The organism is Mycobacterium sp. ACS1612 (assembly GCF_001667505.1).
In the GTDB taxonomy this organism is placed as follows: domain Bacteria; phylum Actinomycetota; class Actinomycetes; order Mycobacteriales; family Mycobacteriaceae; genus Mycobacterium.
In genome coordinates this window covers 30,934-56,525 of sequence record NZ_LZHZ01000067.1, presented here as the reverse complement: position 1 = coordinate 56,525, position 25,592 = coordinate 30,934, and the positions used below count along the sequence as shown (strand labels likewise).

The 25,592-nt window shown below is 64.9% G+C and carries 12 protein-coding genes; 7 read left to right on the top strand and 5 right to left on the bottom strand.

Going from position 1 to position 25,592, the window contains the following annotated elements:
* The first annotated feature begins 10 nt into the window (after positions 1-10).
* From tal to A5724_RS33425, 6 genes are all read left to right on the top strand, one after another.
* Positions 11-1,132 (top strand): transaldolase, encoded by a 1,122-nt coding sequence (tal, locus tag A5724_RS28785; RefSeq protein WP_197518824.1) that lies wholly within the window; start codon positions 11-13, stop codon positions 1,130-1,132.
* The gene (gene zwf, locus A5724_RS28780; protein ID WP_067810369.1) at positions 1,129-2,655 is read left to right on the top strand and encodes a glucose-6-phosphate dehydrogenase; all 1,527 of its coding nucleotides are present in this window, start codon (positions 1,129-1,131) and stop codon (positions 2,653-2,655) included. The genes tal and zwf overlap by 4 nt, the downstream gene beginning before the upstream one ends.
* Positions 2,656-3,567: a glucose-6-phosphate dehydrogenase assembly protein OpcA gene (opcA, locus tag A5724_RS28775; protein WP_067810367.1), complete on the top strand. Its 912-nt coding sequence runs from the start codon at positions 2,656-2,658 to the stop codon at positions 3,565-3,567.
* Positions 3,564-4,301: a 6-phosphogluconolactonase gene (gene pgl / locus A5724_RS28770; protein WP_067810360.1), complete on the top strand. Its 738-nt coding sequence runs from the start codon at positions 3,564-3,566 to the stop codon at positions 4,299-4,301. The genes opcA and pgl overlap by 4 nt, the downstream gene beginning before the upstream one ends.
* 143 nt (positions 4,302-4,444) lie before the next feature.
* Positions 4,445-4,642, top strand: coding sequence for a hypothetical protein (locus A5724_RS33430; protein ID WP_232005015.1), 198 nt, complete (start codon positions 4,445-4,447; stop codon positions 4,640-4,642).
* 151 nt (positions 4,643-4,793) lie between these two features.
* Positions 4,794-5,090 (top strand): hypothetical protein, encoded by a 297-nt coding sequence (locus A5724_RS33425; protein ID WP_197518811.1) that lies wholly within the window; start codon positions 4,794-4,796, stop codon positions 5,088-5,090.
* On the opposite strand, the gene A5724_RS28760 is transcribed toward A5724_RS33425, so the two are convergent.
* The 4 genes from A5724_RS28760 to A5724_RS28745 are packed head-to-tail and all read right to left on the bottom strand — an operon-like array spanning position 5,023 to position 23,400.
* Entirely contained in the window at positions 5,023-8,106 is a 3,084-nt protein-coding gene (locus A5724_RS28760) for an RND family transporter (RefSeq protein ID WP_255397308.1), read from the bottom strand. The two genes, A5724_RS33425 and A5724_RS28760, sit on opposite strands and share 68 nt — an antisense overlap.
* Positions 8,103-9,452, bottom strand: a complete 1,350-nt coding sequence (locus A5724_RS28755) for a wax ester/triacylglycerol synthase family O-acyltransferase (protein ID WP_067810356.1) — start codon at positions 9,450-9,452, stop codon at positions 8,103-8,105. Before A5724_RS28755 ends, A5724_RS28760 begins: the two co-directional genes overlap by 4 nt.
* Positions 9,453-9,484: 32 nt before the next feature.
* Entirely contained in the window at positions 9,485-10,231 is a 747-nt protein-coding gene (locus A5724_RS28750) for an NAD(P)/FAD-dependent oxidoreductase (RefSeq protein WP_067810354.1), read from the bottom strand.
* The gene (locus A5724_RS28745) at positions 10,231-23,400 is read right to left on the bottom strand and encodes a hybrid non-ribosomal peptide synthetase/type I polyketide synthase (RefSeq protein WP_082965335.1); all 13,170 of its coding nucleotides are present in this window, start codon (positions 23,398-23,400) and stop codon (positions 10,231-10,233) included. The genes A5724_RS28750 and A5724_RS28745 overlap by 1 nt, the downstream gene beginning before the upstream one ends.
* Positions 23,401-23,970: 570 nt before the next feature.
* Between A5724_RS28745 and A5724_RS28740 the strand changes: the two genes are divergently transcribed.
* Positions 23,971-24,345: an ATPase gene (locus tag A5724_RS28740; protein WP_067810772.1), complete on the top strand. Its 375-nt coding sequence runs from the start codon at positions 23,971-23,973 to the stop codon at positions 24,343-24,345.
* On the opposite strand, the gene A5724_RS28735 is transcribed toward A5724_RS28740, so the two are convergent.
* Positions 24,314-25,591, bottom strand: coding sequence for an amidohydrolase family protein (locus tag A5724_RS28735; RefSeq protein ID WP_067810350.1), 1,278 nt, complete (start codon positions 25,589-25,591; stop codon positions 24,314-24,316). The genes A5724_RS28740 and A5724_RS28735 overlap by 32 nt on opposite strands.
* Position 25,592: the final 1 nt, after the last annotated feature.

The window sequence follows — 25,592 nt, the reverse complement described above, 5'->3', positions numbered from 1 at the left end:
AAAAGGACCGATCATGGCTCAGAATCCCAATCTTGCAGCCCTATCCGCAGCAGGTGTCTCCGTATGGCTGGACGACCTGTCCCGCGATCGCCTGCAGACAGGCAACCTGCAGGAGTTGATCGACACCAAGAGCGTGGTCGGCGTGACCACCAACCCGTCGATCTTCCAGGCCGCGCTGTCCAAGGGCCACGCTTACGACGAGCAGGTCTCCGAACTCGCCGAGCGTGGCGCCGACGTCGACGCCACCATCCGCACCGTCACCACCGACGACGTCCGCAACGCGTGTGACGTGCTGGCCAAACAGTACGAGCAGTCCGACGGCGTCGACGGCCGGGTGTCCATCGAGGTGGACCCGCGGTTGGCGCACGACACCGACAAGACGATCCTCCAGGCGATCGAACTGTGGAAGATCGTCGACCGGCCGAACCTGCTGATCAAGATTCCGGCCACGATGGCGGGGCTGCCTGCGATCACCGCCGTTATCGCAGAAGGCATTTCGGTCAACGTGACGCTGATCTTCTCCGTCGAGCGGCACCGCCTCGTGATGGACGCCTATCTGGCTGGCCTGGAGAAGGCCAAGGAAGCGGGCCACGATCTGTCCAAGATCCACTCCGTGGCCTCGTTCTTCGTCTCCCGCGTGGACACCGAGATCGACAAGCGGCTGGACAAGCTCGGCAGCGAGGAGGCGTTGGCGTTGCGCGGCAAGGCCGGTGTGGCCAATGCGCGGCTGGCGTACGCGGCCTACGAAGAGGTCTTCGTCGGCGGCTCGCGTTATGAGGCACTCAAGTCAGACGGTGCGCGGGTGCAGCGGCCGCTGTGGGCGTCCACCGGCGTCAAGAACCCGGAGTACTCCGACACGCTGTACGTGACCGAACTGGTCGCGCCCAACACCGTGAACACCATGCCGGAGAAGACGATTGACGCGGTGGCCGATCACGGCGTCATCACCGGCGACACGGTGACCGGGACCGCGGACGCCGCCCAGGCCATCTTCGACGAGCTGGCAGGCGTCGGCATCGATCTACCGGACGTGTTCAGGCTGCTCGAGGACGAGGGCGTGGAGAAGTTCGAGAAGTCGTGGCTCGAGTTGCTCGAGGCGACACAGGGTCAGCTCGACGCCGCCAAGAAATGACGGATTGGCACAATCCGCTTCGCGACAAACGCGACAAGCGGATGCCGCGGATCCCTGGGCCCTGCGGCGTAGTGATCTTCGGCGTCACAGGCGATCTCGCGCGCAAGAAGCTGATGCCTGCCATTTATGACCTTGCGAACCGCGGCTTGTTGCCTGCCACGTTCGCACTGGTCGGGTTCGGCCGAAGAGATTGGAGCCACGACGCTTTCGCTGACGTCGTGCTGGAAAGCGTAAAGCTGCACGCCCGTACGCCGTTTCGTCAGGAAGTCTGGGATCGCCTGGCGGAAGGCATCCGGTTCGTGCAGGGCAACTTCGACGACGCCGCGTCGTTCGGCAAGCTCGCCGAGCAGCTCGACAAGCTGGACGCCGAGCGGGGCACGGGCGGCAACCACGCGTTCTATTTGTCCATCCCGCCCAAGGCTTTTCAGGAAGTGTGCGAGCAGCTGCAGCAGTCAGGCCTGGCGCGTCCTCAGGAAGGTCGGTGGAGCCGGGTCGTCATCGAGAAGCCGTTCGGGCACGACCTGGCCAGTGCACGCGAGCTCAACGAGGTGGTGAACAGCGTCTTCCCGGAGGAGGCGGTGTTCCGCATCGACCACTATCTGGGCAAGGAGACCGTCCAGAACATCCTGGCGCTGCGGTTCGCGAACGAGTTGTACGAGCCGATCTGGAACAACAACTACGTCGACAGCGTGCAGATCACCATGGCCGAGGACATCGGCCTGGGTGGTCGCGGCGGCTATTACGACGGCGTCGGCGCGGCCCGCGATGTCATCCAGAACCATCTGATCCAGTTGATGGCGCTGACCGCGATGGAGGAACCGGTCAGTTTCAGCCCGCACGAGTTGCAGGCCGAGAAGATCAAGGTGTTGTCGGCGACCCAGCCGATGCAGCCGTTCGATCAGACCACCGCGCGCGGCCAGTACTCAGCGGGCTGGCAGGGCAGCGAGAAGGTGGTCGGGTTGCTCGAGGAGGACGGGTTCTCGAAGGACTCGACCACCGAGACGTACGCGGCGATCACGCTGGAGATCGACACCCGTCGGTGGGCAGGTGTGCCGTTCTTCCTGCGGACCGGGAAACGCTTGGGGCGCAGGGTTACTGAGATTGCACTGATCTTCAAGCGGGCGCCGCACCTGCCGTTCGACAAGACGATGACCGAGGAGCTCGGCCAGAACGCGTTGGTGATCCGGGTGCAGCCCGACGAGGGCATCACCACCAGGTTCGGCTCCAAGGTGCCGGGCAGCGCCATGGAGGTCCGCGACGTCAACATGGACTTCTCCTACGGTTCGGCGTTCGCCGAGGACTCCCCCGAAGCCTACGAACGGTTGATCCTGGATGTGCTGCTCGGTGAGCCGTCGCTGTTCCCGGTGAACCGGGAAGTCGAATTTTCCTGGGAGATATTGGATCCGGTGCTCGACTTCTGGGCGTCGAACGGCAAGCCGGATGCATATGAGTCGGGGACGTGGGGCCCCGCGTCAGCGGACGAGATGATGCATCGCATGGGCAGGGAGTGGAGGCGCCCTTAAATGATTGTCGATCTGCCCGATACGACCACCAACGACATCAACAAGAAGATCACCGGGCTGCGTGAAGAAGGCGGCGCCATCACGTTGAGCCGGGTGCTCACACTGGTGATCTCGCTGCACTCGGACGACCTCCTCGAGGATTCGATCGAAGCGGCCAACTTCGCGAGCCGCGAGCATCCCTGCCGGGTGATCGTCGTGGTGCCCGGGGACCGGAACGCCACCGGATCCCGACTCGACGCGCAACTGCGCGTCGGTGCGGACGCGGGCGCCGGCGAGGTGGTGTCCCTGCGCCTGCATGGCCCACTGGCCGATCACGCCAGCAGCGTGGTGCTGCCGTTCCTGCTGCCCGACACCCCCGTGGTGGCGTGGTGGCCGGCCGGCGGCCCCGACGTGCCCGCTCAAGATCCGTTGGGCCGGTTGGCGGTTCGGCGCATCACGAATGCCACCGACTGTGCCAACCCGATGGCTGCCATCAAGAGCCGACTGCAGGGCTACACCTCGGGCGACACCGATCTGGCGTGGGCCCGCATCACCTATTGGCGTGCGCTGCTGGCCTCGGCGGTGGACCAGGAACCGCACGAGCCGATCACCTCGGCACTGGTGTCGGGCCTCAAGGACGAACCGTCGCTGGACGTGCTGGCGGGCTGGCTCGCCGAGCGGATCGACGGCCCGGTGCAGCGCGCGGTCGGCGAACTGAAGGTGGAATTGGTCCGCACCAGCGAGACGATCACGCTGCGCCGGCCGCAGACGGGCGTCACCGCGACCCTGACCCGCACCGGCAGGCCTGAGGCACGAATCCCGTTGGCGCGCAGGGAAGCCAAGGAATGCCTCGCTGAGGACCTGCGCAGGCTGGACGCCGACGAGATCTACCACGAGGCATTGCAGGGCATCGAGAAAGTGCAATACGTATGAGTGTGTCGGTGCACAGGTATCCGGACACGGACGGGCTTGTCGCGGCGGCCGGCGACCGACTGGCCCAGGAGATCAACTCGGTGATCCAGTTCCGCGGCCGGGCGTCCATCGTCCTGACGGGCGGCGGCACCGGGATCGGGTTGCTGAAGCGGTTGGCCGAACACGCCGACCAGATCGACTGGTCCAGGGTGCACTTCTATTGGGGCGACGACCGGTTCGTGCCGGAAGACGACGACGAGCGCAACTACAAGCAGGCCCGCGAAGCGCTGCTCGACCACGTCGACATCCCGGCCGCCAACGTACATCCGATGGCGGCGAGCGGTGCCGCGTTCGGCGACGACCTGGATGCCGCGGCGGCCGACTACGCCCAGGTGCTGGCGGCGAACGCCGAAGCCGGAGAGCCAGCACCGGTTTTCGACGTGCATCTGCTCGGGATGGGACCCGAGGGGCACATCAACTCGCTGTTCCCCGACACGCCGGCGATGCGGGAGACCGACCGACTGGTGCTCGGTGTGGCGGACTCCCCCAAGCCGCCGCCACGCCGAATCACATTGACGCTCCCGGCGATTCAACGGTCGCGCGAGGTCTGGCTCGTGGTGTCCGGTGCAGGCAAGGCCGATGCGGTGGCAGCAGCCATCGGCGGCGCCGACCCGGTCGACGTGCCCGCGGCCGGTGCCGTCGGCCGCGACCAGACCGTGTGGCTACTCGACGAGGACGCCGCTTCCAAACTCTGAGCCCCCGATTTGTCGGGCCCGGATGGCATTATCGGACATGTGTTCGGAGGTATCGCGGATGGGGATCTCGCGTTGACTCTCCAGATATGCGCGCGAATGGGTGATTCGTTGCCTCATCGAAAATGCGCGCGTACGCCCACTGGATGGGGTTGACACTGGCAGAGCGCAGAGCAGTCACCGAGACGACCGCAAGCCCCTACCAACTGGCGAGTAAGCGCGGCAAGACTCGCATTCTCGACGAGCTATGCGCCAACACCGGGTGGCACCGAGACCATGCCCGCAAGGCGCTGGCAGCGGCCCTGCAACCCAAGGTGCTGACCCCACGCAGTCCCGGCCAGTGAAGGACGGTGCCGATGTCATCGAAGCGCTGCGGCCACGATCGATCGCCGCCTGGCCGGTGAAGGAGCTAAACATCGGCTCAAAGGACGCGCAAGGACAAAGCCGGAATCACCATCTGTAAATACGTTTCATCGCGGGTGGGTCGAGCAGCAGTTGCCCGACGGCACGCTGACCTTGACCAGCCCGACCGGACACACCTATACCAGCGAGGCGCACGGCGCGGCACTGCTCCCGATTCTCGGCCAGTCGACCGGGGCGCTACCCGTGTCGACGGTTGACGAACCCAGCCCATACCAGACGCTGATGATGCCGCGACGCCAACAAACCCGCGAACACAACAAACGCGACCGCATCAACGCCGAACGCCGCGAACGCGGCGTACTCATCGCCGGAGAACAACGCCAACGCCAAGCCTGGCTCGCCGCCAACTACCAACCCCCACCCTTCTGAAGCGACGAGACCATCTGTCGAAGCCCTTCAGTGATTGCGATGGCCACCAGTTCGCTTGTCCGACAAGCACCGCCATGGCGGGTACCGTCACCGTGCGCACGATGAAGGTATCGAGCAGGATGCCCACGCCCACGATGAAGCCGGCTTCGACCATCGTGGTGATACTGCCGAACAACAGGCCGAACATCGACGCGGCGAAGATGAGTCCCGCAGAGGTGATGACGCTTCCGGTGGAGCTGATGGTGCGCATCACCCCGGAGCGGATCCCGTAGGACGACTCGTCGCGGATCCGGGACACCAGCAGCATGTTGTAATCGGCCCCCACCGCGACCAGGACGAGGAACGTCAGCGACGGAACGCTCCAGGACAGCGGACTGCCACCGATGATCTGAAACACGAGGACACCGATGCCCAGCGCCGACAGGTAGGAAATAATTACAGAGGCAACCAGATACAGCGGCGCCACGAGGGCGCGCAGCAGCACGATCAGGATCAACAACACCACGGCAATGGTGACGATGTTGATCATGTGGAAGTCCTGCTCGAAGTCGTGCCGCATATCGTGGTAGAGCGGCGTGATGCCGCTCGCCGACACCGTCGCATCGGACAATGACGTGTTCGGCTGCGCCTTGTGCGCGGTATCCAGGATCGCGTCCAGCTGATCCATCGCCTGCGTCGAGAACGGATTGAGCTTCGTCTGTATCAGATAACGAGCCGTGTGACCGTCGGGTGAAATGAAGATCGTGGCAGCCTGTTTGAACTGGTCAATAGAGAAGTACTGCGGGGGTATGAAGAATCCGGCCATCGACGGCTGAGACGCGCCGTTCTTCATCGACATCAGAAAGGTCGACGCCTGCGACAGTCCCGAGCCGATTTCCTTTGTCTTGTCCACCAGCAGCTGCACCGCGTCGGCGAGTTGCTGACTGCCATCGGCGATCTTGTTGGCGCCCTGCTGAAGGGTGTTCAACTGTCGCTGAGCATCCTGCGGGCTGTTGATACCCATGCTGCGAAGGTTTTTCATCGCGGAATCCAGCGTTCCGCGCAGCCGCTCGATCGATTGAGTAGAGGGCGTGTTGTCCTGGATGCCCTGAAGTTGGCGTGCCAGCTCGGACACCTGATCGAACGCGCCGCTTACCCGAGCGGCGTCGACAACGTGCAACTGGGAGCGCGCGGCGGTACACGACGGGTCGGCGTCGCATACCGCGCTGGAGTCCAATGCGTTCAAGATCGGACCGGTCCAGCTCAGTAGCTGGTTGATATCGAGCACATTGACGCCGAGCGTATTGCCGACCGACCGCATACTCGACACGAGTCGCGCCATCTCGTTGAGCTGAGCAAGACTCTTCGACCCACCATATTGCTTTTCAATGTCACTCACTTCGCTGATCAGTGTGGTGACCATTGTCATCGACTGATTGACTGTGCCCCGGATTTGCCCCAGCGCGCCGGAGAGCTCCTTGGCACCGCCTGCGAGTTTGTCGAGATTGCCTGTGTTGCCCTCGATCTGAGACGACGCATCGCCCAGTCTGCTGCCGACTTCGCCCGCTTGCCAAGACAACGTGGCTTGTTGGAGTGTCTGCCCGGTGGGCCGGGTGATCCCTCTCACCAGCGCAATGTTCGGCAATTGACTTATCCGGGAGGCCATTTCGTCAAGATCGGCGAGCGCCTGCGGAGTGCGCAGATCGTGAGGCGATTGCACGAGCAGATACTGGGGGATCAGGGAGTTGACATCGAAATGGCTCTCCATGGCGGCGTAGCCGATGTTGCTCTGTGCTGACGCAGGCAACGTGGTGCGATCGTCGTAGTTGTAACTGACGAGGGTCGCGAAACTGGCCAGGATGAGCAGAACGACAAGACTGAACAGGAGGTTCCGCCGCGGGCGGCGGACGATGTGCACGGCCGACACCCGCCAGAAGCGGCCCGCGAGTTTCTTCTTGGGCGGTGCGATCCAGCCCCGCCGCCCGGTGAGCACGAGAATGGCAGGCAGAAGCGTGATCGCGGCGAGGAACGCGACGGCGATCGCCATGGCGAGCGCCGGGCCGACGGTGGAAAGCAGGGGAAGCCTTGCGAAGATCAGGCCGACAAACGCCAGCCCGACCGTTCCCGCCGACGCCGCTATCACCTTGCCGATCGCGTCCAACGCCTTGACGACGGCGCCGTCCGAGGCGACTCCCTGTTCCAGGTATTCGTGGTATCGACTGATGAGGAACACCGCATAGTCGGTACCGGCGCCCATCATCATTCCGCTGAGCAGCACGACGGTCTGGTTGGAGACCCCCCAACCAAGAAGACCGATCACAATGACCAGGCTTTGCGCAACGGCCAGTGCGATTCCGATCATCAGCAACGGCACCACCATCGACACCGGGCGCCGATAGACCAGAAAAAGAATGCCTAGAACCATCAGACCGGTTGCTATCTCGATGACGCTGATGTCTCGTTCCGACACGACCAGTTGATCGCTGATCGTGACTTGCGGACCGGTCACGTCCGCGTGGAGCGATGTCCGCGCGGTCGCGTCGGAAACCACTTTGTCGACCCAGTTGTACGAGTCCTGGGCGCCTGGTGAGCCGAGATTGCCGACCAGACTGAGGGGAAGAATCCACGCCTTGTGATCATCGCTCTCCAGGACCTGCCGCAGCGGCGGCATGGAGATGAAGTCCTGAACGGCGGTGACGGCGCCGGGATTTGCCTTCAACTTGTCGGTGAGGCCCCGATAAGTGTCTTCGTCTGACTTGCTGAGCCCGCGTTCGTCGGTGAGAACGACCAGCAGGACGTTCTGACTCTCGTGGAACGCCGACGCCATCAGATCCGCGGCGACCGTCGACGGGTCGCGGGCAGGCAACAGATTCACGGTGTGGTCGCGAACCACCTGAGCCAACGACGGCAGGAACAACGGACCGAGCGCTGCCATCACGATCCATAACAGGATCACAAGGACCGGATGGCGAACTACATGGCCACCGAGCCGACTGAAGAAGCTACGAGCAGGAGAAGTTTCGACAGCAGCCGTCACGCAGTTGCCGCCACAATTTGGGTCTCGAGTTCGCCGACGGCATCGCCGAACAGATCAGCCAGCCGTCTGGCGTCCAGCGCCGCAGCGCAAGCCGTGAAAGCCACGCCGAGCCGTCCGGCCGCCGATACCACCGACAGGTTGAGCAGCTGGCCGGGAAAGATCGGGGCCGCGGCAAACAGGCCGTCCATCGGGGCGCCCAGCAGGTATTGGGGCGTGCTCGGACCGGCCACATTCGACACCGTGACATTGAACGGGGCGCGCACACGCCCACTCAGCCCAGTCGCCGCCTGCAGCAAGGCCGGCGCCATCGCCAGCACCGCGTAGCGGTCGGCGGCTTGGCGTGACATCGATGCAACGTGCTCTTTGGCCAGACGACTGGAGCGGATGATGTTGTGCAGGCGTTCTGCGGGGTCGGCGACATCGGTGAACAGGTTCACCAGGATCATCCCGCTTGCATCGTGTCGTGGGTCGGCATCCGGTCCGCGGTTGGACGCGGGTACTCCAGCCGTGAGACTGCGGCGCGGCAACTCACCGCACGCGCTCAGATAGTGGCGCAGCACGGTGGAAAGCGCCGCGAGGATCAGCTCGTTCAGCGACGCGTCTGCGCGTCTCGCCAGATCGTGCAGGCGCCGGGCATCGAACTCGATTGCCGCCCAGCTACGCTCACGACTCAGCAGGCCGTTCAACAGACGGGAGCGGGGACAGCGCAGCGGAATGGCGAACGCCGGGTCGGTCCGTCGCCACGCCTCCAGGAGGATTCGCCACGCGGCGAGCAGGAGTTCGCCCACCACGCCAAATGTACGCGCCAATCCCAATCGCTTGGGCCGGGCGCAGGCGGATGATCGGGGCGGAAGCGCCCATATCGGCTGCAGTTCAACGTTATTGGGGCTCGAGGAAAACGTTCGAGCCATGAACTTCAGTAGGGTCATGGCATCCATCAGTGCGTGATGAACCTTGAGGCACAGCGCGATCCGGCCATCGGCGAGCCCGTCGATGATGTGGAGTTCCCATAGCGGTTTGGACCGGTCCAGCGGTTTGGAATGAATGTGCGCAATTACGGTTTCCAGGTCCCGCATGCTGCCCGGTGAGGGCAGCGCAGTCCGCAGCACGTGCGCGGAGAAGTCGACGGCGCGGACATCGATGATCTCCCACCGCCGCCGCGGCCAGCGGGCCGGTACGCGATAGTTGAACGGTGGGGTGACGGCTGCCGATGACCGTGCCCGAGTCATCAGGTCTTCGACGAAATCCGAAACAGTGCCTGGTATCCGGAATATCGGGACGCCGGATATGTGGGTGTGCACGACGTCGGTGTCAGACGACAGGAATACCCGGTCAGCCAACGACATCTTGGTCCGGCGGATACTTGTCTGTGTCTCCGTCATACAGGAGCCTCCAGATCTAGGCGCAAGGTCTTCGCCTGCATCGTCAGGATTCGATTCGGCGCACGCGATACCACGTGATTGCGGACGCTTTGCACCACACTGCTGTCGGACTGCTCGATCCGACTCAACCGACGAGCGTACCCAACCAGCATCCTGGTTCGCTTCCGGCGAACGTCCGCGTACAACCGCAGTGCCACAACGGGATCGCTGTTCTTGTCGAGAGCTGTTGCAAGCACATAGCCGTCCTCGACGGCATGGGCGGTGTCCCCGAGAAACGTGACCGCCCCTCGCCCCCACTTCGACAGAAACGGAATCCGCGAACCATCTTGGCCCACGAACGCTGCCGGCACCACCGAGCCCACGCCGTCGGCGCCGATCACCACATCCCCCGACAGCACCCGACCGTCAGCGCACCGGATGGCGGGACGCTCGCCTCCGATATCCACACTGACGGCCTCGGTGCCGCAGTGAATAGGCGTGTCCCCACAGGCATCTCGCAGGGTAGCCATCAGGTTGTCACGGTTGACACAGACGATCGGACTGCCGGTCTCGGCGTCACCGAGGCCGATTCTGATGCCCAATGCGCGCAGTACCGCGGTGGTGTTGTTGGCCAGGGCGGTGCCGCTTGTCCTGGGTGCTGGCGCCGCAGATCGCGACGGGATTCCTCTCGCGCGCAGCGCAATCGCCGCCGTCAAACCGCCGATTCCCGCACCGACGATCAGCACGCTCGGCCGGTCGGCCATCACGGCGTCCCGTCGATGGCTGCGCCGAGCTTCGCTGCCACGTCGACGATGTGGGGGTGGCCCATCATCGTCAGGTGATCGCCGTCGACGTCGACGACGGTGAGGCTGCGGGGCGATAGCTGATCCCAGCCGTTCGTCGGGCTGGTGTAGCTGCTACCGAATATCCGGTGCACACCCGCTGCGACTTCCGGCATCTTCCCCTGGCATCGCAGCAGGGTGATGTCACGGTCGAGTGCCTCGTGGGTGTAGTTCAGCGTGGCCTCGTAGTTCGCGCGGAAGATCTCGTACAGTCTTCGGATCGATTGCGGTGACGCGTTTCCCGGCAAGATTCCCGCGGTGATCGCATGCCGCAGCCCGGATTCGAACAACTCATCGCGCGTCGTTCCGGCCAGCGTCAGCTCTGCCACGCCCTCGCCGCGGGCGACCCACAGCAACTCCATGAAGAAGTACTTGATGAGATCTTCTTCGGCCACCGGCGTGCGGGGGCCGTCACCCATCGCGATGGTGTCCAGCAACACCAGCGCAGCAATGTCCGCCTCGTCGAGCTGACGCGACATCTCCACCGCGACGTATCCGCCGAACGACCAGCCCGCGAGCACGTACGGCCCCTCGGGGTGTACCCGCCGGATCGCTGCGAGGTACGTCTTGGCCAGCTCATCGACGGTGCGCAGCGGCGCCACACCGGGTTCAGCACCCGGCGCCTGGAGCGCGTAGACGGGTCTCCCTGGTGGTAGCTGTTTGACCAGTTCGAGGTAGCACAACACGTTTCCACCGATCGGGTGCACCAGCACCAGGGGTGGCTCGTCGCCGTCCTTCCGCAACACCACGACCGGATCGAACTCGCGGACCTCACCGCTGCCCACCACCGCCGCCAGAGCTGATGCGCCAGGTGCCGCGACGAACTCGGCCAACGGTATCTGAACACCCCAGCGGTGTTCGATGGCCATCACCACTCGCAGGGCACCGATTGATGTCCCGCCCGCCGCGAAGAAGTCCGCTCCCGCGGTGACCGCGTCGCTGTTCGCATACTCGGCCATGATTTCCGCGATCGCCTGTCGGATCTCGCTGTCCGACGAACTCTCCACGCGCTGCCCCGACGGTGTCGGCAGCGGCCGCTCCATCAACGCCTTGTCATCGCGCTTGCCACTCGGAGTGAGTGGCATTTCGCGCAGCCACAGGAAGTGATGCGGAACCATGTGCGCCGGCAGTTTCTCGCGAAGCCGTGTTCGCAGAGAGTCGGTGGCCGCCGTGTCCTCATCGCCGACGAGATAGCAGACCAGCACGCTGTCGATTTCTTCGAGCCGGTGGGCGACCACGGCGACCGATCGGATCGCATTGTCCCCCAACGACAGGACGGCGTTCTCCACTTCGGCGCATTCCACCCGGTAGCCGCGAACCTTCACCTGACGGTCGGTCCGGCCGAGGTAGGCGATCTCCCCGTTGGGCAACCTGGTGCCGAGATCGCCGGTGCGGTACATCGGAATCCCGTCTACCGTGCTGAAGCGCTCCGCGGTCAGGTCGGCTCGATGCTCGTAACCGTGAGCCAAACATGCTCCACCCAGCCAGATCTCGCCGGTGGCGCCGTCCGACACCGGATGACCATCCTGGTCGAGCAGCTGCAGCATCACGCCGTCGATGGGACGCCCGATCGGCGGCAGCGTCGGGTAGTCCTGAGGCGGGCCCGACAGCGTGTAGCTGGTCACGACGTGGGTTTCTGTTGGCCCGTACTGGTTTTCCAGCAGAAGCTGCGGATTTGCACGACACCACTTGCGGATCTCAGGGGTGATCCGCAACTGCTCGCCCGACGACACCACAACCCGAAGGTCGGGCAGCGCAAGCTCGGCGATCAGCGCGGCTTCTGCAAATGTCTGCAGAGCCACGAACGGCAGGAACACGCGTTCGACGCGATCTTCGGCGACCAGGCGCACCAGGGCAGGCAGGTCGCGCCGATCCTGATCCGCAACCAGTCGCAACGTCCCTCCGCCACACAGCGTCGAGAAGATCTCCTGAAATGACACATCGAAGGACAACGGCGCGTACTGCAGCGTGGTGCCGCCGACCATGCCGGAATCACGTTGGTTCTGCCACCTGACCAAGTTGGCCAACGATCGGTGCGGCATGGTGACGCCCTTGGGCTCACCGGTCGACCCGGACGTGAACAGGACATATGCGGCATCGGCCGGATCGATCGCGGGCAAGGTCCTGCTCGGTGTCTGCATCAGCGCCTGCACCTCGCCTGAGTCGGTGAGCACGCGGAAAGGCTCTGCGCAGGCCACCATCGCATCGATACGGGCTTGTGGGTAGGACCGATCCAGCGGCACCACCGCGGCGCCGGCCCTGAGCACGCCGAGCACCGCCGCGATGAGCTCCGGCGAGCGATCCAGCATCACCCCGACACGCGCACCCCCCGGCATACCGTCAGCGAGCAGACCCGCCGCGATCCGGTCGGCCGCGCCGTCCAGTTCGGCGTACGTCCACCGTGCGTTGCCGTCACCGATCACCGCGACCGTGTCCGGGTTGGCCGCAGCTTGCGCCGAAACACGTTCCGGGACATCACCATTGGCCATCGCACCGAAATCGACGGGCGCGTCGGGATCCCGCACGATGCTCGCAAGAACCCGCAGATACGACTCCGCGTATTCACGGACCTGCGTGGCAGAGAGTGCAGCGGGGTCGGCGCTGACACGCAGCGACAGACGTCGTGAACGAGGATCGGATCCGACGGTCACCAGCAGGGCGAAGTTCGTCTGCTCCAACGCTTCGAAGTCGACCAGCGCCAACTCCGGGTTCGCGCTGAGCGTTTGGAACTGGTGGTAGCTGACGAAGTTGAAGACCGAGGCCACAATCGCGCGCCCCGCATCTGACTGCATCGCCTGCAGCGGGTACCGGCGGTACTGATGGCTGTCACGGTCGAACCTGCTGAGTTGTTCGACGGTGTCGATCCAGCTGGTCGGTCGCTCGCGCAGTCGAACCGGGAGGGTGTTGAGGAACAGCCCGGCAGTCCGCTCCGCACGGGCCGCGCCCGGGCGACCGTGAGTGATGATGCCTGTGGTGACGTCATCGTCACCGGTGGATTTCCGCAGCGTCAGGCAGTGCGCGGCCAGCATCACCATCTTCAGTGTCAGACCGCGGTCGAACGCGAGTCGCTGCGCCGAGTCCTGCAGCCACTCCGGCATCACCAGATTGACTTCGGACTTCGCCGCACTCGCCTGTGACTCGTACGCGGTCCTGGAGTCCAGAGCCGTGGGATGCGAACCCTCCAGGCACCGCTGCCAGTACTCGCGTGCTGCCGGGTTGGCGCGGGCATCCTGCTCGAGCTTCGCGTACTCCGCGAGCACCGCAGTCGAATGAGGCTTTTCGTCCACGGGGGCGATGCCGAGAACGACATGAGACAGGTAGTCGGTTAACAACTCCTGCATCAGACTCGCGACACTCCAGCCATCCAGCACCGCATGGTGGAACGCGAACACCAGATCTACCCTGTTGTCGCCGAACACGTAGGCCCGCATGCTGTAAAGCGGTACCTCGTCGAACGCGTAGGGCCGCACGGCCAGCTCGGCGGCATATGCCCGCTGCTCGGCCTTGGTCGCACCCGTCACCACCTGGAACGCCGACGGCACACTTCGATGCACAATCTGCACCGGTACCGAATGGCCGGTCAGCTCGAACGACGAGCGCAGCGCGGGGTGGCGCGCCACCAGGCGGCCGAACGCCTCGACGAACTCCGCTTCACGCCATGGCATCTGCAAGCCGTAGGTGAAGACATCGCGATACGTCGCCGAATCGACTCTTTCCATGCTGTGGAACAGCATTCCGAGCTGCAGCGCGGTCGCCGGAAACGCGTCCTCGGCATGCTGCAGTGCCGCTCGGTCGATCAGCGGTAGAAGCTCGAACGGCTCGACCGAAGCCGACTCGGCCGCTGTTGCTTTCACCGCCGATACGGCCAGTTCGGCGATCGTCGGCTTGGCGAACAGCTCGTCGATGTCCAGCTTCAAACCACGACGCTCTGCGTGGGTCCGCACCGTCAACGCGAGTATGGAATCGCCGCCGATGAGGAAGAAGTTGTCGTGGACCCCAACGGATTCGACGCCGAGAACCTCTGCGAATACTTCTGCCAGGACGGCTTCGGCCTCGGTGCGCGCAGGCTGTCCGGACGGGTCTGTCGAAGACGTCGCCAACGAGCGACGATCGAGCTTGCCGCTCGCGGTCAGGGGAAGCTCGGCCAGTTGGACGAAACTGGTAGGCACCATGTATGCGGGTAACCGCAGCGCGACGTGCGTGGCCAGGTCGTCCACACTCAGCTCGTCGGCCGCGTAGTAACCGACCAGACGCGTGCCGTGTGTCTCGCTGTCCTCGGCGACGGCCGCGGCCGCGCGCACCCCCGGGCACGACAGCATCGCCTCGTTCACCTCCGCGAGGGTGACGCGGTTGCCTCTGATCTTGACCTGATCGTCGATCCGGCCCAGATACTCCAGTGACCCGTCAGAACTCCAGCGGGCGAGATCCCCTGTGCGGTAGCGGCGCCCGCCTGGCACCGACGCGTCCTCGACGAATGCCGCCGCGGTCTCGTCGGGCCTGTTGCGGTAACCGCGGGCTACGCCCACTCCGGCGATGTTGAGCTCACCCGCAATACCGATCGGGGTCCGCTCCCCTCGCTCGTCAAGCACCTGAAGCGTGATGTTGTCGATCGGCCGGCCGATCGGTACGGAGTCGACGGATCCCGTTGTGGGGCAGTCATAGTAGCTGACGTCGACGGTCGCCTCGGTCGGGCCGTAGAGGTTGATCAACCGCGGCGGCTGCGGCAACGAGCCAACCATCCGGTTGAAACGCTCGACCTGCGCCGGCGCCAAGGCCTCTCCACTGCAGAACACCAAGCGCAATGTGGCGATGCGCGCGGCGACGTCCTCCCCGGCCTCCATCTGATCCAGGAAGGGGCTCAGCATCGACGGTACGAAATGCATCACCGACACGCGGTGACGTTCGATCACGTCGATGAGCTTTCGCGGGTCACGTTCGGCCCCCGGGGGTGCGATTGCGACACCGGCTCCCGACATCCACCACCACATCAATTCCCACACCGACACATCGAATGTGGTCGGCGTCTTTTGCAGGACCACGTCGTCGGCGTGTAGCGGGTACCGCCATTGCATCCAGGCCAGTCGGTTGACCACCGAACGGTGTTCGACCATCACCCCCTTCGGCCGACCGGTGGAACCCGACGTGTGGATGATGTACGCCAGATCGTCCGGTGTGGCAACGGTTGGCGAAGGCTCGCCGTCCGTGAGGTCGGCGGCTATCAGCTTGACGCCGAATTCATCTGCCAGTGACGCGAATCCGGGTCCAGCGACGATGGCCTGGGCCTCACACTCGGACAGAATTGCGCGGATGCGCAACTCCGGATACTCCGGGTCGATCGGTACGTATGCGGCACCGGCACGCATGATGCCGTGGACGGCCACGAGCATCTCGACTGAGCGCGTCAAGATCAGCGCAACACTGTCACCACGCCCGATTCCGTTGTCGCGCAGCCTCCGCACCATCCCGTCGGCCGCTCGGTCGAACTCGCCGTAGTTGAATGTGCCCTCATCGGTGTGCACTGCGGTCCGATCGGGCCGGACCGCGATGTCGAATCGATCCGTGGCCAACGCCGTGGGCACGTCGACGACGGAACCATTCTCAAACGACGTCAGCTCGGCCTGTTCGGCGAAAGACAGCATCGCCAGGTCTCCCGCAGGCTTCTCCGGGTTGGCCAACGCGGCCCCGAGCAGCGCCGTGAGGTGATTCACCGCGGTGCTGAACGGATACGGTCCCGCGAACGCGTCCTCGGCGTAGAACACCTCTAGTTCAAGCGAACCGTCGGCCTGGTAGTCGCGGACGCCGATGTTGACGGCGTCAAGTGAGTAACCCATCGACACCACATTGACGTCCACCCCTTCGATGTCGGGGATTGCGGCGTACGAGTACGTGACGTCGAACAGTGTTGACGCTGCGCCGGTCTCCTCCAGTAGGGCGTTGACAATGTCGCCGAATGCGAACCGCTGACGGCGCTGCAGATCCCACACCCGGTCGCCGACCTGGGCGGCGAGGTCGACGATCGAGGCGGCAGGGTCGGTCGGCAGTTGCAGGGGCAGCATGTTGACCGTATCGCCGACGGTGAACATTTCCTCCTCGGAGGAGCGATTCAGGAACGGAACGCCGATCACGACGTCGCGATCGCCGTGCACGCGGCGCAGGTACTCGCCGAGAACCGCGGTAGTGAACGCGAAAATCGGTATGCCGGTGTCGCGAAGGCGCCTCGCTTCCGCCGGACTGATGCGCACACTGTGCTTGCGCCGACGGTGCTCACGCACCGAAGCCGAGCGTGTGAACAGCGCAGGCTCGACGCCGCGCAATGCCTCGACGAAGTAGCGCCGGTCGTCGGCCCATGCGTCTGAGGCCCGGTAATTCTGCTCGGCGCGCACGACATCCAGATAGCTGTGTGCTTCGTCCAATTTCCCGATCTCATCGCGACCGTGCGTGTAGACGCGCAGCATCTCGGCCATAGCCAGGTGGCTGCCCCACCCGTCGACGATCGCATGGTGGAAACAGACGTAGACTACGAACGAGTCGGGCTGGTCAACGAGCACGGCGACGCGCGTCAACGGTCCGTCCATCGGCAGCACCGCCTGAGCCGCATGCTCGATCCAGCGGGCGGATGCGCCTTCAGGGTCCGCTTCGGCGGTGAAGTCCATGTACTCGATGTCCGGTACCTCGGTGCCGACCCACTGCCGCAACTCGTTGTCGCGCAGCTCGAACCGCAGTCTTAGTGCGTCGTTACGCATGTGCACCAGTTGGACGCACTCGCGCAGCCAATCCATGTCAACCGTTCCGGTCAGTCGCGAGTGACCCGCGACCTGGACCAGCGGCAGGTCCGGATAGCGCATCCCGGTGGCCACGATGTCGCGCTGGTATGCGGTCAACGGCCATGTCTGTGAATCAGAAGCGGGCGTGAGCACCGCCGAGGCGTCTGCGCCAAACGATTCAGACAGGTAGCGGGCCAACGCTGCCGGTGTCGGGTAGTCGAACACAGCTGTCGTCGGCAGCTTCACACCGGTGGCGCCCTTCACCCGGTTGCGGAACTCCACTGCACCCAGCGAGTCGAATCCAAGTGCCCTGAACTCCTGGTCGGCGCCGACGGCGTCGACAGAGTCGTAGCCCAGCACCGCGGCGGCGTGCCGACGCACCACGTCGAGCAACTCCCGCTCGCGTTCGCCCGGGCTCATCGCCGCCAACCGATCGCTGAAGTCGGTGACGGCACCATCCGCGTCGGCGTTGCCCATTTGGCGGCGAACCGGCCCGATGAGACGCCGGAACACCGTCGGAGGTGCGGCATCTCCCGCCGCCCGAATGCGACCGCGGACGCCGGCAAGGTCGAGGTGCGCGGGCAGCACGAGCGAGTGCGGTTCGCGGCGAGCCGCATCGAACAGGGCCAGCCCGTCGGCCGTCGGCATCGGGATGAAGCCACTGCGGCTCATCCGTGCCCGGTCGGTGCTGTCCAGGTGTCCGGTCATACCGGTGGCCTCAGCCCACCATCCCCATGCGAGTGACACCGCAGGCAGGCCGAGTTGGTTGCGATGCCTGGCCAGCGCGTCGAGGAACGAGTTGGCCGCGGCATAGTTGGCCTGTCCCGGTGAGCCGAGGACTCCTGCCGCGGAGGAGAACAGCACGAACGCCGCCAGATCGGCGTCGCGAGTGAGCTCGTGCAGGTTCCAGGCGGCGTCGACCTTGGGTCGCAGCGCCACCTGAAGGTGTGCGGGCGTCTGCGCGGTGAACACCGAATCGTCGAGAGCACCGGCGGTGTGGATCACCGCGGTCAGCGGATGGTGGGCCTGGATACCGTCCAGCACCGACGCCAGCGCTTCGCGGTCGGCGGCATCGCACGCCTCGATCCGAACCGATGCGCCGAGATCACTTAACTCGGAACGGATTTCGGCGGCACCCGCGGACGACTCACCCTGCCTGCTCACCAGGACCAGGTGACGGATTCCGTGATGGGTGACCAGGTTCCGCGCGACATGCCTGCCCAGCACACCGGTACCGCCGGTGATCAACACCGTCCCGTCCTCATCCAGCGCCGTGGGCACCCGCAGGGCGAGCTTGCCGGTGTGGCGCGCCTGGGTGAGGAAGCGGTACGCATCCGGCGTATCGCGAATGTCCCACGCCCGCACAGGAAGCGGCCGCAGAATGCCGGACTCGAACAGTGTGACCAGTTCGGCGAGCATCGCACCCAGCCGATCCGGACCCGGTTCGAAGAGGTCGAAGGCGCGGTAGTACACGCCGCGATGGCGGACCGCCACTTCGTCAGCGTCACGCACATCGGTCTTGCCCATCTCGATGAACCGCCCACCCCGGGGCAGCAGGCGCAGCGACGCGTCGACGAATTCGCCGGCGAGGGCGTCGAGTACCACGTCCATTCCTGCGCCAGCGGTCGCCTCGGTGAACTTGTCCTCGAAGTCGGTAGTGCGGGAGTTGCCGATGTGGTCATCGTCGAATCCCATGTCACGCAAAGTGTTCCACTTCGGTGGACTGGCGGTTGCGTAGACAGTCGCGCCCCAGTGCCGAGCGAGTTGCACCGCGGCCATACCGACGCCGCCCGTCGCGGAGTGGATCAGGATGCGTTCGCCGGCGCGGAGCGACGCGAGATCCGCAAGCGCATAGTACGCGGTGAGAAATACCGCAGGCACGGTGGCGGCCTGGGCGAACGACCAACCGGCGGGCATCCGGGCGATGGTCCGGTGGTCTGCAGAGACGACGGCCCCGGCACCGAAAAACATGCCGAAAACGCGATCGCCGGGCGCGAATCCGGATACGTCGTCGGCCACTTCGAGAACGACACCCGCACCTTCGCAACCGATCATCGCGTCGGGGTCGGGGTACATGTCCAGCGCAACCATGGTGTCGCGGAAGTTCACACCGACACAGCGCAGACCGATCCGAACCTGTCCGGGTGCCAGGGTCCCAGCCGAGTCGGAGACCGGCTGCAGCGTGAAGTTGTGCCGTTCGAGTGTGCCGCGCCCGAGCGTGGTCAGCTGCCAGTTCTCCACGCCGCCCGGCCTCGTCCCGGACATCGCTTCTGCAGGCATCCGGGACAGGAACGGGGCACGCCACATACCGCAGCGCTTTGCCAGTTGTGGCTCGTTGTGCGGAAACTCGATCTCCGCATCACTCATTTCGTCGGCGTCATCGACATCGGCGAGCACGATCATGCCGGGGTTCTCCGTCTGGGCGGTCCGCAACAGACCCCAGATCGCGGCGTGACCGAGGTCTGTCACCTTATCCGTGCCGTCAACCGCGACCGCACCCTTGGTGAGCACCAGAATCTGCGCGTCATCAGGGCGCCGGGCGTCGGTCAGCCACTCCTGCACCGAGGCGAGAACCCGTGCCACGCCGCTGTGGATCGCAGCCGGCACGTCGCCGCCGGAGACTGACGTCGCGGGACAGCGCAGGACGGTGAGATTGTCACGAGCCACCGCGTCGGCGGATGGCGGCACCGGCATCCAGTCCAGGATGTAGAGGCCGTCGTCAGCGGTGGCCGCCGCGGCAAGCTGCTCGGGAGCAACACCACGCAGTGTGATTCCCTTGACGTCGCAGACCAAAGAGCCTGTAGTGTCGACGATCCGAACTGCGATCGTGTTGTCGTTGACCAACGTGATCCGGCCGCGCAACGAGCGCGCACCCGTCGCCAGCAGCGACACACCCTGCCAGTCGAACGGAATTCTGGTCAGCTCGGATTCAGGGAGCAGCCCTCCCGCATCGGTGCCATGCAGGATCGAATCCAGCAACACCGGGTGCATTCCGAACCGTTTTGCATCTCCGCTGACCTGCTCCGGCAGCGAGGCCTCGACGAATACCTCGCCGCCGCGGCCCCAGGCCCCGCGCAGACCCCGGAAAGCGGGACCGTAGTGGTACCCCTGCGCCGCGGCGGTCCCATCGTAGGAGTTGCTCAGGTCGATCTGGACGGCACCTGCGGGCGGCCACTCGGCGAAGTCCGGGTCGACGGTGGATGTACCCGAGTCATCAGGCCGCAGAACACCTTCCGCATGTCGGGTCCAACTCAGGTCTGCGCCGTCACGGTCGGTGCGAGAGAAGAAGCGCACCGCTCGCTGACCGTCCTGGCCGGGCGGTCCGACGATCACCTGGATGAGGATTGCACGCCCCTTGTTGAGCACCATGGGCGCTTGCAACACCAACTCTTCGATGTGAGGGCACCCCACCTCTTCTCCTGCGTGCAGCGCGATCTCGATCAACGCCGCCCCGGGGACCACCACCGTGTGGTGCACCGCGTGATCGGCCAGCCACGGCTCGGAATCCAGGGACAACCGTCCGGTGAATATCGTGTCGTCGGAATCCGCGTGTGCCACCATGGCGCCGAGTAGCGGGTGCTCGGTGCGTCCGACGCCGAGACCACGTGCATCGACCGAGGTTTCGCCGTGGGTGAGCCAGTAGCGCTTGCGCTGGAATGCGTAGGTGGGCAGTTCTACGTGGTTACCCTCAGTGGCGTCGATGGTGCTCGCGATGTCGGCGGGGATACCACCGACGTACGCTTCGGCCGCCGACAGGAGCAGACGATCTAATCCACCCTCGTCGCGTCGCAGGGTGCCCACGATCCTGTGGTCGTCCCCGAAGTTGTCGAGTGAATCTAAAATTCCGGCGGTGAGCACCGGATGCGCGCTGCACTCGATGAACGCGCGGAAGCCGAGACGGTGAGCGGTGCGCACCGCCTCCGTGAACCGAACAGTCTGACGCAGGTTGGTGAACCAGTACTGACCGCTCAGTTGAGTGGTTTCCAACGGTTCACCGGTGACCGTAGAGATGAATTCGACGTCGACCGCGCGCGGTTGTACCGCGGCGAGAGCCTCAAGCAACGGCTCATGCAAATTGTCGACGTGTGACGAGTGCGACGCGTAGTCGACTGGAATCCAGTTTGCCCGCAACTCATCACGTTCACAGATGGCCATGACTTCGGCAAGCGCTTCTGGCGATCCGGAGATCACGGTATAGAACGGGCCGTTCTCGGCGGCGATCGCGATCTGGTCCGCCCACGGCGCGATGAGCCCGCGGACGGCGTCAACGGGCGACGCGACTGACAGCATCGCGCCACTCCCGGCGATCGCGCGAATAGCTTTGCTGCGCAGGGTGACCACTCGGGCCGCGTCGGAGAGCGTGAGGGCGCCGGCGACATAGGCGGCGGCGATTTCCCCCTGGGAATGTCCGATGACGGCGTCAGGGTGCACACCGAGGGCCCGCCATTGGGCAGCGAGCGACACCATCACCGCGAAAAGCACAGGCTGCACGATGTCGACTCGGTCGAGAACAGTCGGGTCCGCAACACCGAGCACCACGTCGAGCAGCGACCAGTCGACGTACTCGGCGAACGCCGCGTCACAGGCGCGCATCTCCTCGGCGAACACAGGCGACGTTGCCATCAGCTCGGTCGCCATCCCCCACCACTGGGAACCCTGCCCGGGGAACACGAATACCGTCTTGGTATCTGTGCTCGCCCTGCCTGTGACGACGTTGAGGGCGGGGGCGCTCTGCTCGATCGCGGCCAGACCACCGAGCAGTTCGTCGCGATTGTCGCCGACCGCTACCGCGCGGTGCTCGAATGCTGTGCGGCGAGTCAGCGACTGCGCGATGTCGACGACATCGAGGTCGCTTTCGGTTTCCACGAATTCGCGCAACCGTGCCGCCTGCGCGGCCAGCGCGGTGGGAGTGGTAGCCGACAGTGTCCATGGCACCACGTGCGGGGTGCCGTTACGCGAGCCGTTACGAACCGCACCGCTGGGTGTCGCGGGTGCTTGCTCGAGAATGATATGGGCATTGGTGCCGCTCACCCCGAACGACGAGATGCCAGCCCGCCGTGGCTGATCGGTCGCCGGCCAGGCCCGAGCCTCGCCGACCACCTCGATGGTGCCTGCCGACCAGTCGACCTGAGGAGTGGGACTGTCCAGGTGCAAGGTCGCGGGCACGATGCCGTGCCGCATCGCTTCGACGGTCTTGACGATTCCCGCCAAGCCCGCCGCCTGCTGCGAGTGGCCGATGTTCGACTTGACCGAGCCGATCAGCAGCGGCCGTGCCGGATCGTGTGCCACCCCGTAGGTGGCCTGCAACGCGCGCACCTCGAGCGGATCGCCGACCTTGGTGCCGGTCCCGTGCGCCTCCACCACGTCGACATCCGCGGCCTGCAATCCGGCGTCGGCCAATGCCTGGCGGATGACCCTTTCCTGCGCTTCGCTGTTGGGAGCCGAGATGCCGTTCGATGCGCCGTCTTGTCCGACCGCGGTGCCGCGGATGAGCGCTACGACGGGTAGCCGCCGCGCGCGTGCGTTGGATAGCGTTGTCAACACCAGCATTCCGGCGCCCTCGGCAACACCGAACCCGTCGGCCGCGGCGGCGAACGGCTTGCATCGACCGTCTTCTGCCAACGCGCCAAGGCGGGCAAACCCGACATAGATGCTCGGTCCGCACACGACGGTGGCGCCGCCGGCCAGCGCGAGTTCGCATTCGCCAGACCGAAGCGACCTGGTCGCCAGGTGCACGGCGACCAAGGATGCCGAGCAGGAGGTGTCGACTGTCAGGGCAGGGCCCTGGAGGTCGAGGGCGTAGGCGATGCGCCCCGAAGCCACGCTAGGCGTGGTCCCGGTGGCTAAGTGGCCGGCGTTGCCGTCGCGGTCCTCGCTGATCCGTGGGCCGTACTCCTGTGGGCCAGCGCCGACGAACACTCCGGTGTCGCTGCCCCGCAACGTCGTTGGATCGATACCGGCCCGCTCCAGAGCCTCCCAGGTCGTCTCCAGCAATAGCCGCTGCTGCGGCTCCATGGCGTTGGCCTCACGCGGTCCGGTGCCGAAGAACGCGGCGTCGAATCCGCCGACTTCGTCGATGAATCCCCCGGCCCGCACGTAGGTGGCTCCGGGCGCATCCGGGTCGGGACTGAACAATTCCTCTAGCTTCCAGCCCCGATCGGTGGGGAACTGCGAGATCGCGTCTGCCTTGTCCTGCACCAGTCGCCATAGGTCCGCCGATGAGGCCACACCGCCAGGGAAACGACAACCGATACCGACAATGGCAATCGGTTCTGCAGGGGCGGTTGAGGCAAGTCCGTTGGTACGGGCACGCTGGGTCGGACTCATAGACAAGACGGCTCTCCCAAGAGGTATGACATCAACAACGAATTCGCTGTGAGGCAAACGGTTCGCGGCTCAATGTCAAGCTGCGACTGACGTCGACAACAATGTCGATGCCTTTGCCCAGTCCGGCTGCGTTCAGGTCACCGATCGACACCGCAGCGGTAACGGCACGTATATCTATACGCAGCCGCCCCGAGAATTATTCGTGTTGCTCCGGATCTCTTCGGTCAGAGATCGAGTTGGATGTCACCGGCCCGCAATTGAACCCCGGGCTCACTACCAGCAAAGTCGTTGGGCACGTTGGCAACTCACTGTGAAACCTTTGAGATTACGGACGAAGGCACCAACCGGCAACGCGGCTCAATCCGATGAGCTTCTCCCGCAGTCACTTTCGCCGTCCCGCAGTCCCTGCAGATACTGTGGGGTTCGGATCGCCGGGTCACCGTTGCCAGCTCGGCGGCGCGGATCGAGTTGGCACTGCCGGGACGGCACGTCCCGTGCTGGCTGAGTCACACTTGATTTAGACGACCAGTCCGCCCCGGGGGTTCCCTCCGTGTGGTGATAATGGCCGTCATGGCAGACAAGGCTGGCAAAGCAGCACCGCGCACAGGGACCGAGCGGATCCGCAAGCTCGCGCAGGCCGCACTGAACGCGGACGTCACGGTGGACCAGGTCGACACCATCCTCGAAGACCTTGGCGAGACGCTGATCGACCTGAACAACTCCACGGCCACCCTGGACACCACCCTCGAGCGGTTCAACGAGACGATCAACCAGATCAACGACCTGGCGCCGCGGCTGTTCGCGATGGTCGACCGGTTGGAAGGCATAGTGGCGCGCGTCGAGCGCATCGTCGATCTCGGTGAGGCCGCCGTCGCACCGATCGCCGCGACCGAATCCGCAGTGCGCGGCGTGGTCAATCGGGTGCGCCGGTCCACCGGTCTGTGACGTTCTTGACCACCGTGCCGTCCTTGACGATGACGGCGATGTTCTTCGCGGGATCCGCCAACAACCCTAGATCCGCGGTTGGGTCACCGTCGATCAGTAGGGCGTCCGCCCATGCGCCGACGCTGATCTCGCCGAGCCTGGCCGCCCTGTACGGGTCGCGCTCGCCGGCAAGCCGGAACAGGCTGGCGTTTCCCGACGTCACCATCTTCAGCGCCTCGACGTTCGTCATGTAGGCGCCGAGCCTGGTCATCATCTCGCTCTGCTTGCCTGCCAGATCGGGCTCGAAGAGCAGGTCGGTGCCCCACGCCGTCTTGACGCCGTGCTTGCGCGCCCAGCCGTACAGCCGGTCGGTGCCGGTACAGATCTCGCGGTTCTTGTCGGCGTTCTCGGGGTTGGGGAAGTTGTGGTCGTGTTCGGCGAACGGCTGAGTGGACAGCCATACATCGCGCTCGGCGAGCATCGCCACCGTCGGCTCGTCGGCCAGGTGACCGTGCTCGATGGACTGCACCCCCGCATCGACAGCGCGGTGAATTCCCATGACGCTGTACACGTGGGTGGCGACGTAGGTGCCGTAGTCCTTCGCCGCATCCACCGCCGCGCGAAGTTCACGGGGCGTGAACTGCATTGTGTACAAGGGGTCGTACGGCGAGGCCACGCCGCCACCCGCCATCAGCTTGATCTGCGAGGCGCCCTGGCGAAGCTGCTCACGCACCGCCGCAAGTACCCGGGATTCGCCGTCGGCGACCCGCATCATGCCGATCTGCTCGGCCCGGGCCTCCTCGCCACCCAGCGCGGTCGGCCGATGGTACACCAGCCCGAAATCGCCGTGCCCTGCGGTCTGTGAGATCGCCGCCTGGCTGGGATAGATGCGCGGTCCGAGCGCTGGTTCGCCGTCGATGACGTTCTTGATGCCCGCGGTGTCTCCGGCCATGTCGCGGACCGTGGTGAAGCCACGCAACAACGTGTCCTTGGCGCGGGCGAGTGTGGTTGCGACCAGCTGGGACTGGGACGCCAGCATCATGTCGAACATGGTGTTCGCCATCCCCATTAGGTGCACGTGCGCGTCGCTCATGCCAGGCATCAAAACCCTGTCGGCGCCGTCGATCACGACGATGTTCGCGTCCTCCGCGATGGGCGATGTCTCGACGGCAGCGACCTTCGTCCCGTCGATCAGCACATGGCCTGCGAAGAGGTGGTCGGTCAAACCGTCGAAGATGCGGACGTTCTTGATCAGTAGCCGACCCATG

What these genes read in the sequence shown, in the direction of transcription:
- zwf (WP_067810369.1), top strand. Translation starts at nt 1,129, where the DNA reads ATGACGGATTGGCACAATCCGCTTCGCGACAAACGCGACAAGCGGATG.
- opcA (WP_067810367.1), top strand. Translation starts at nt 2,656, where the DNA reads ATGATTGTCGATCTGCCCGATACGACCACCAACGACATCAACAAGAAG.
- pgl (WP_067810360.1), top strand. Translation starts at nt 3,564, where the DNA reads ATGAGTGTGTCGGTGCACAGGTATCCGGACACGGACGGGCTTGTCGCG.
- A5724_RS33430 (WP_232005015.1), top strand. Translation starts at nt 4,445, where the DNA reads ATGGGGTTGACACTGGCAGAGCGCAGAGCAGTCACCGAGACGACCGCA.
- A5724_RS28755 (WP_067810356.1), bottom strand. Translation starts at nt 9,452, where the DNA reads ATGTCGTTGGCTGACCGGGTATTCCTGTCGTCTGACACCGACGTCGTG.
- A5724_RS28750 (WP_067810354.1), bottom strand. Translation starts at nt 10,231, where the DNA reads ATGGCCGACCGGCCGAGCGTGCTGATCGTCGGTGCGGGAATCGGCGGT.
- A5724_RS28745 (WP_082965335.1), bottom strand. Translation starts at nt 23,400, where the DNA reads ATGAGTCCGACCCAGCGTGCCCGTACCAACGGACTTGCCTCAACCGCC.
- A5724_RS28740 (WP_067810772.1), top strand. Translation starts at nt 23,971, where the DNA reads ATGGCAGACAAGGCTGGCAAAGCAGCACCGCGCACAGGGACCGAGCGG.
- A5724_RS28735 (WP_067810350.1), bottom strand. Translation starts at nt 25,591, where the DNA reads ATGGGTCGGCTACTGATCAAGAACGTCCGCATCTTCGACGGTTTGACC.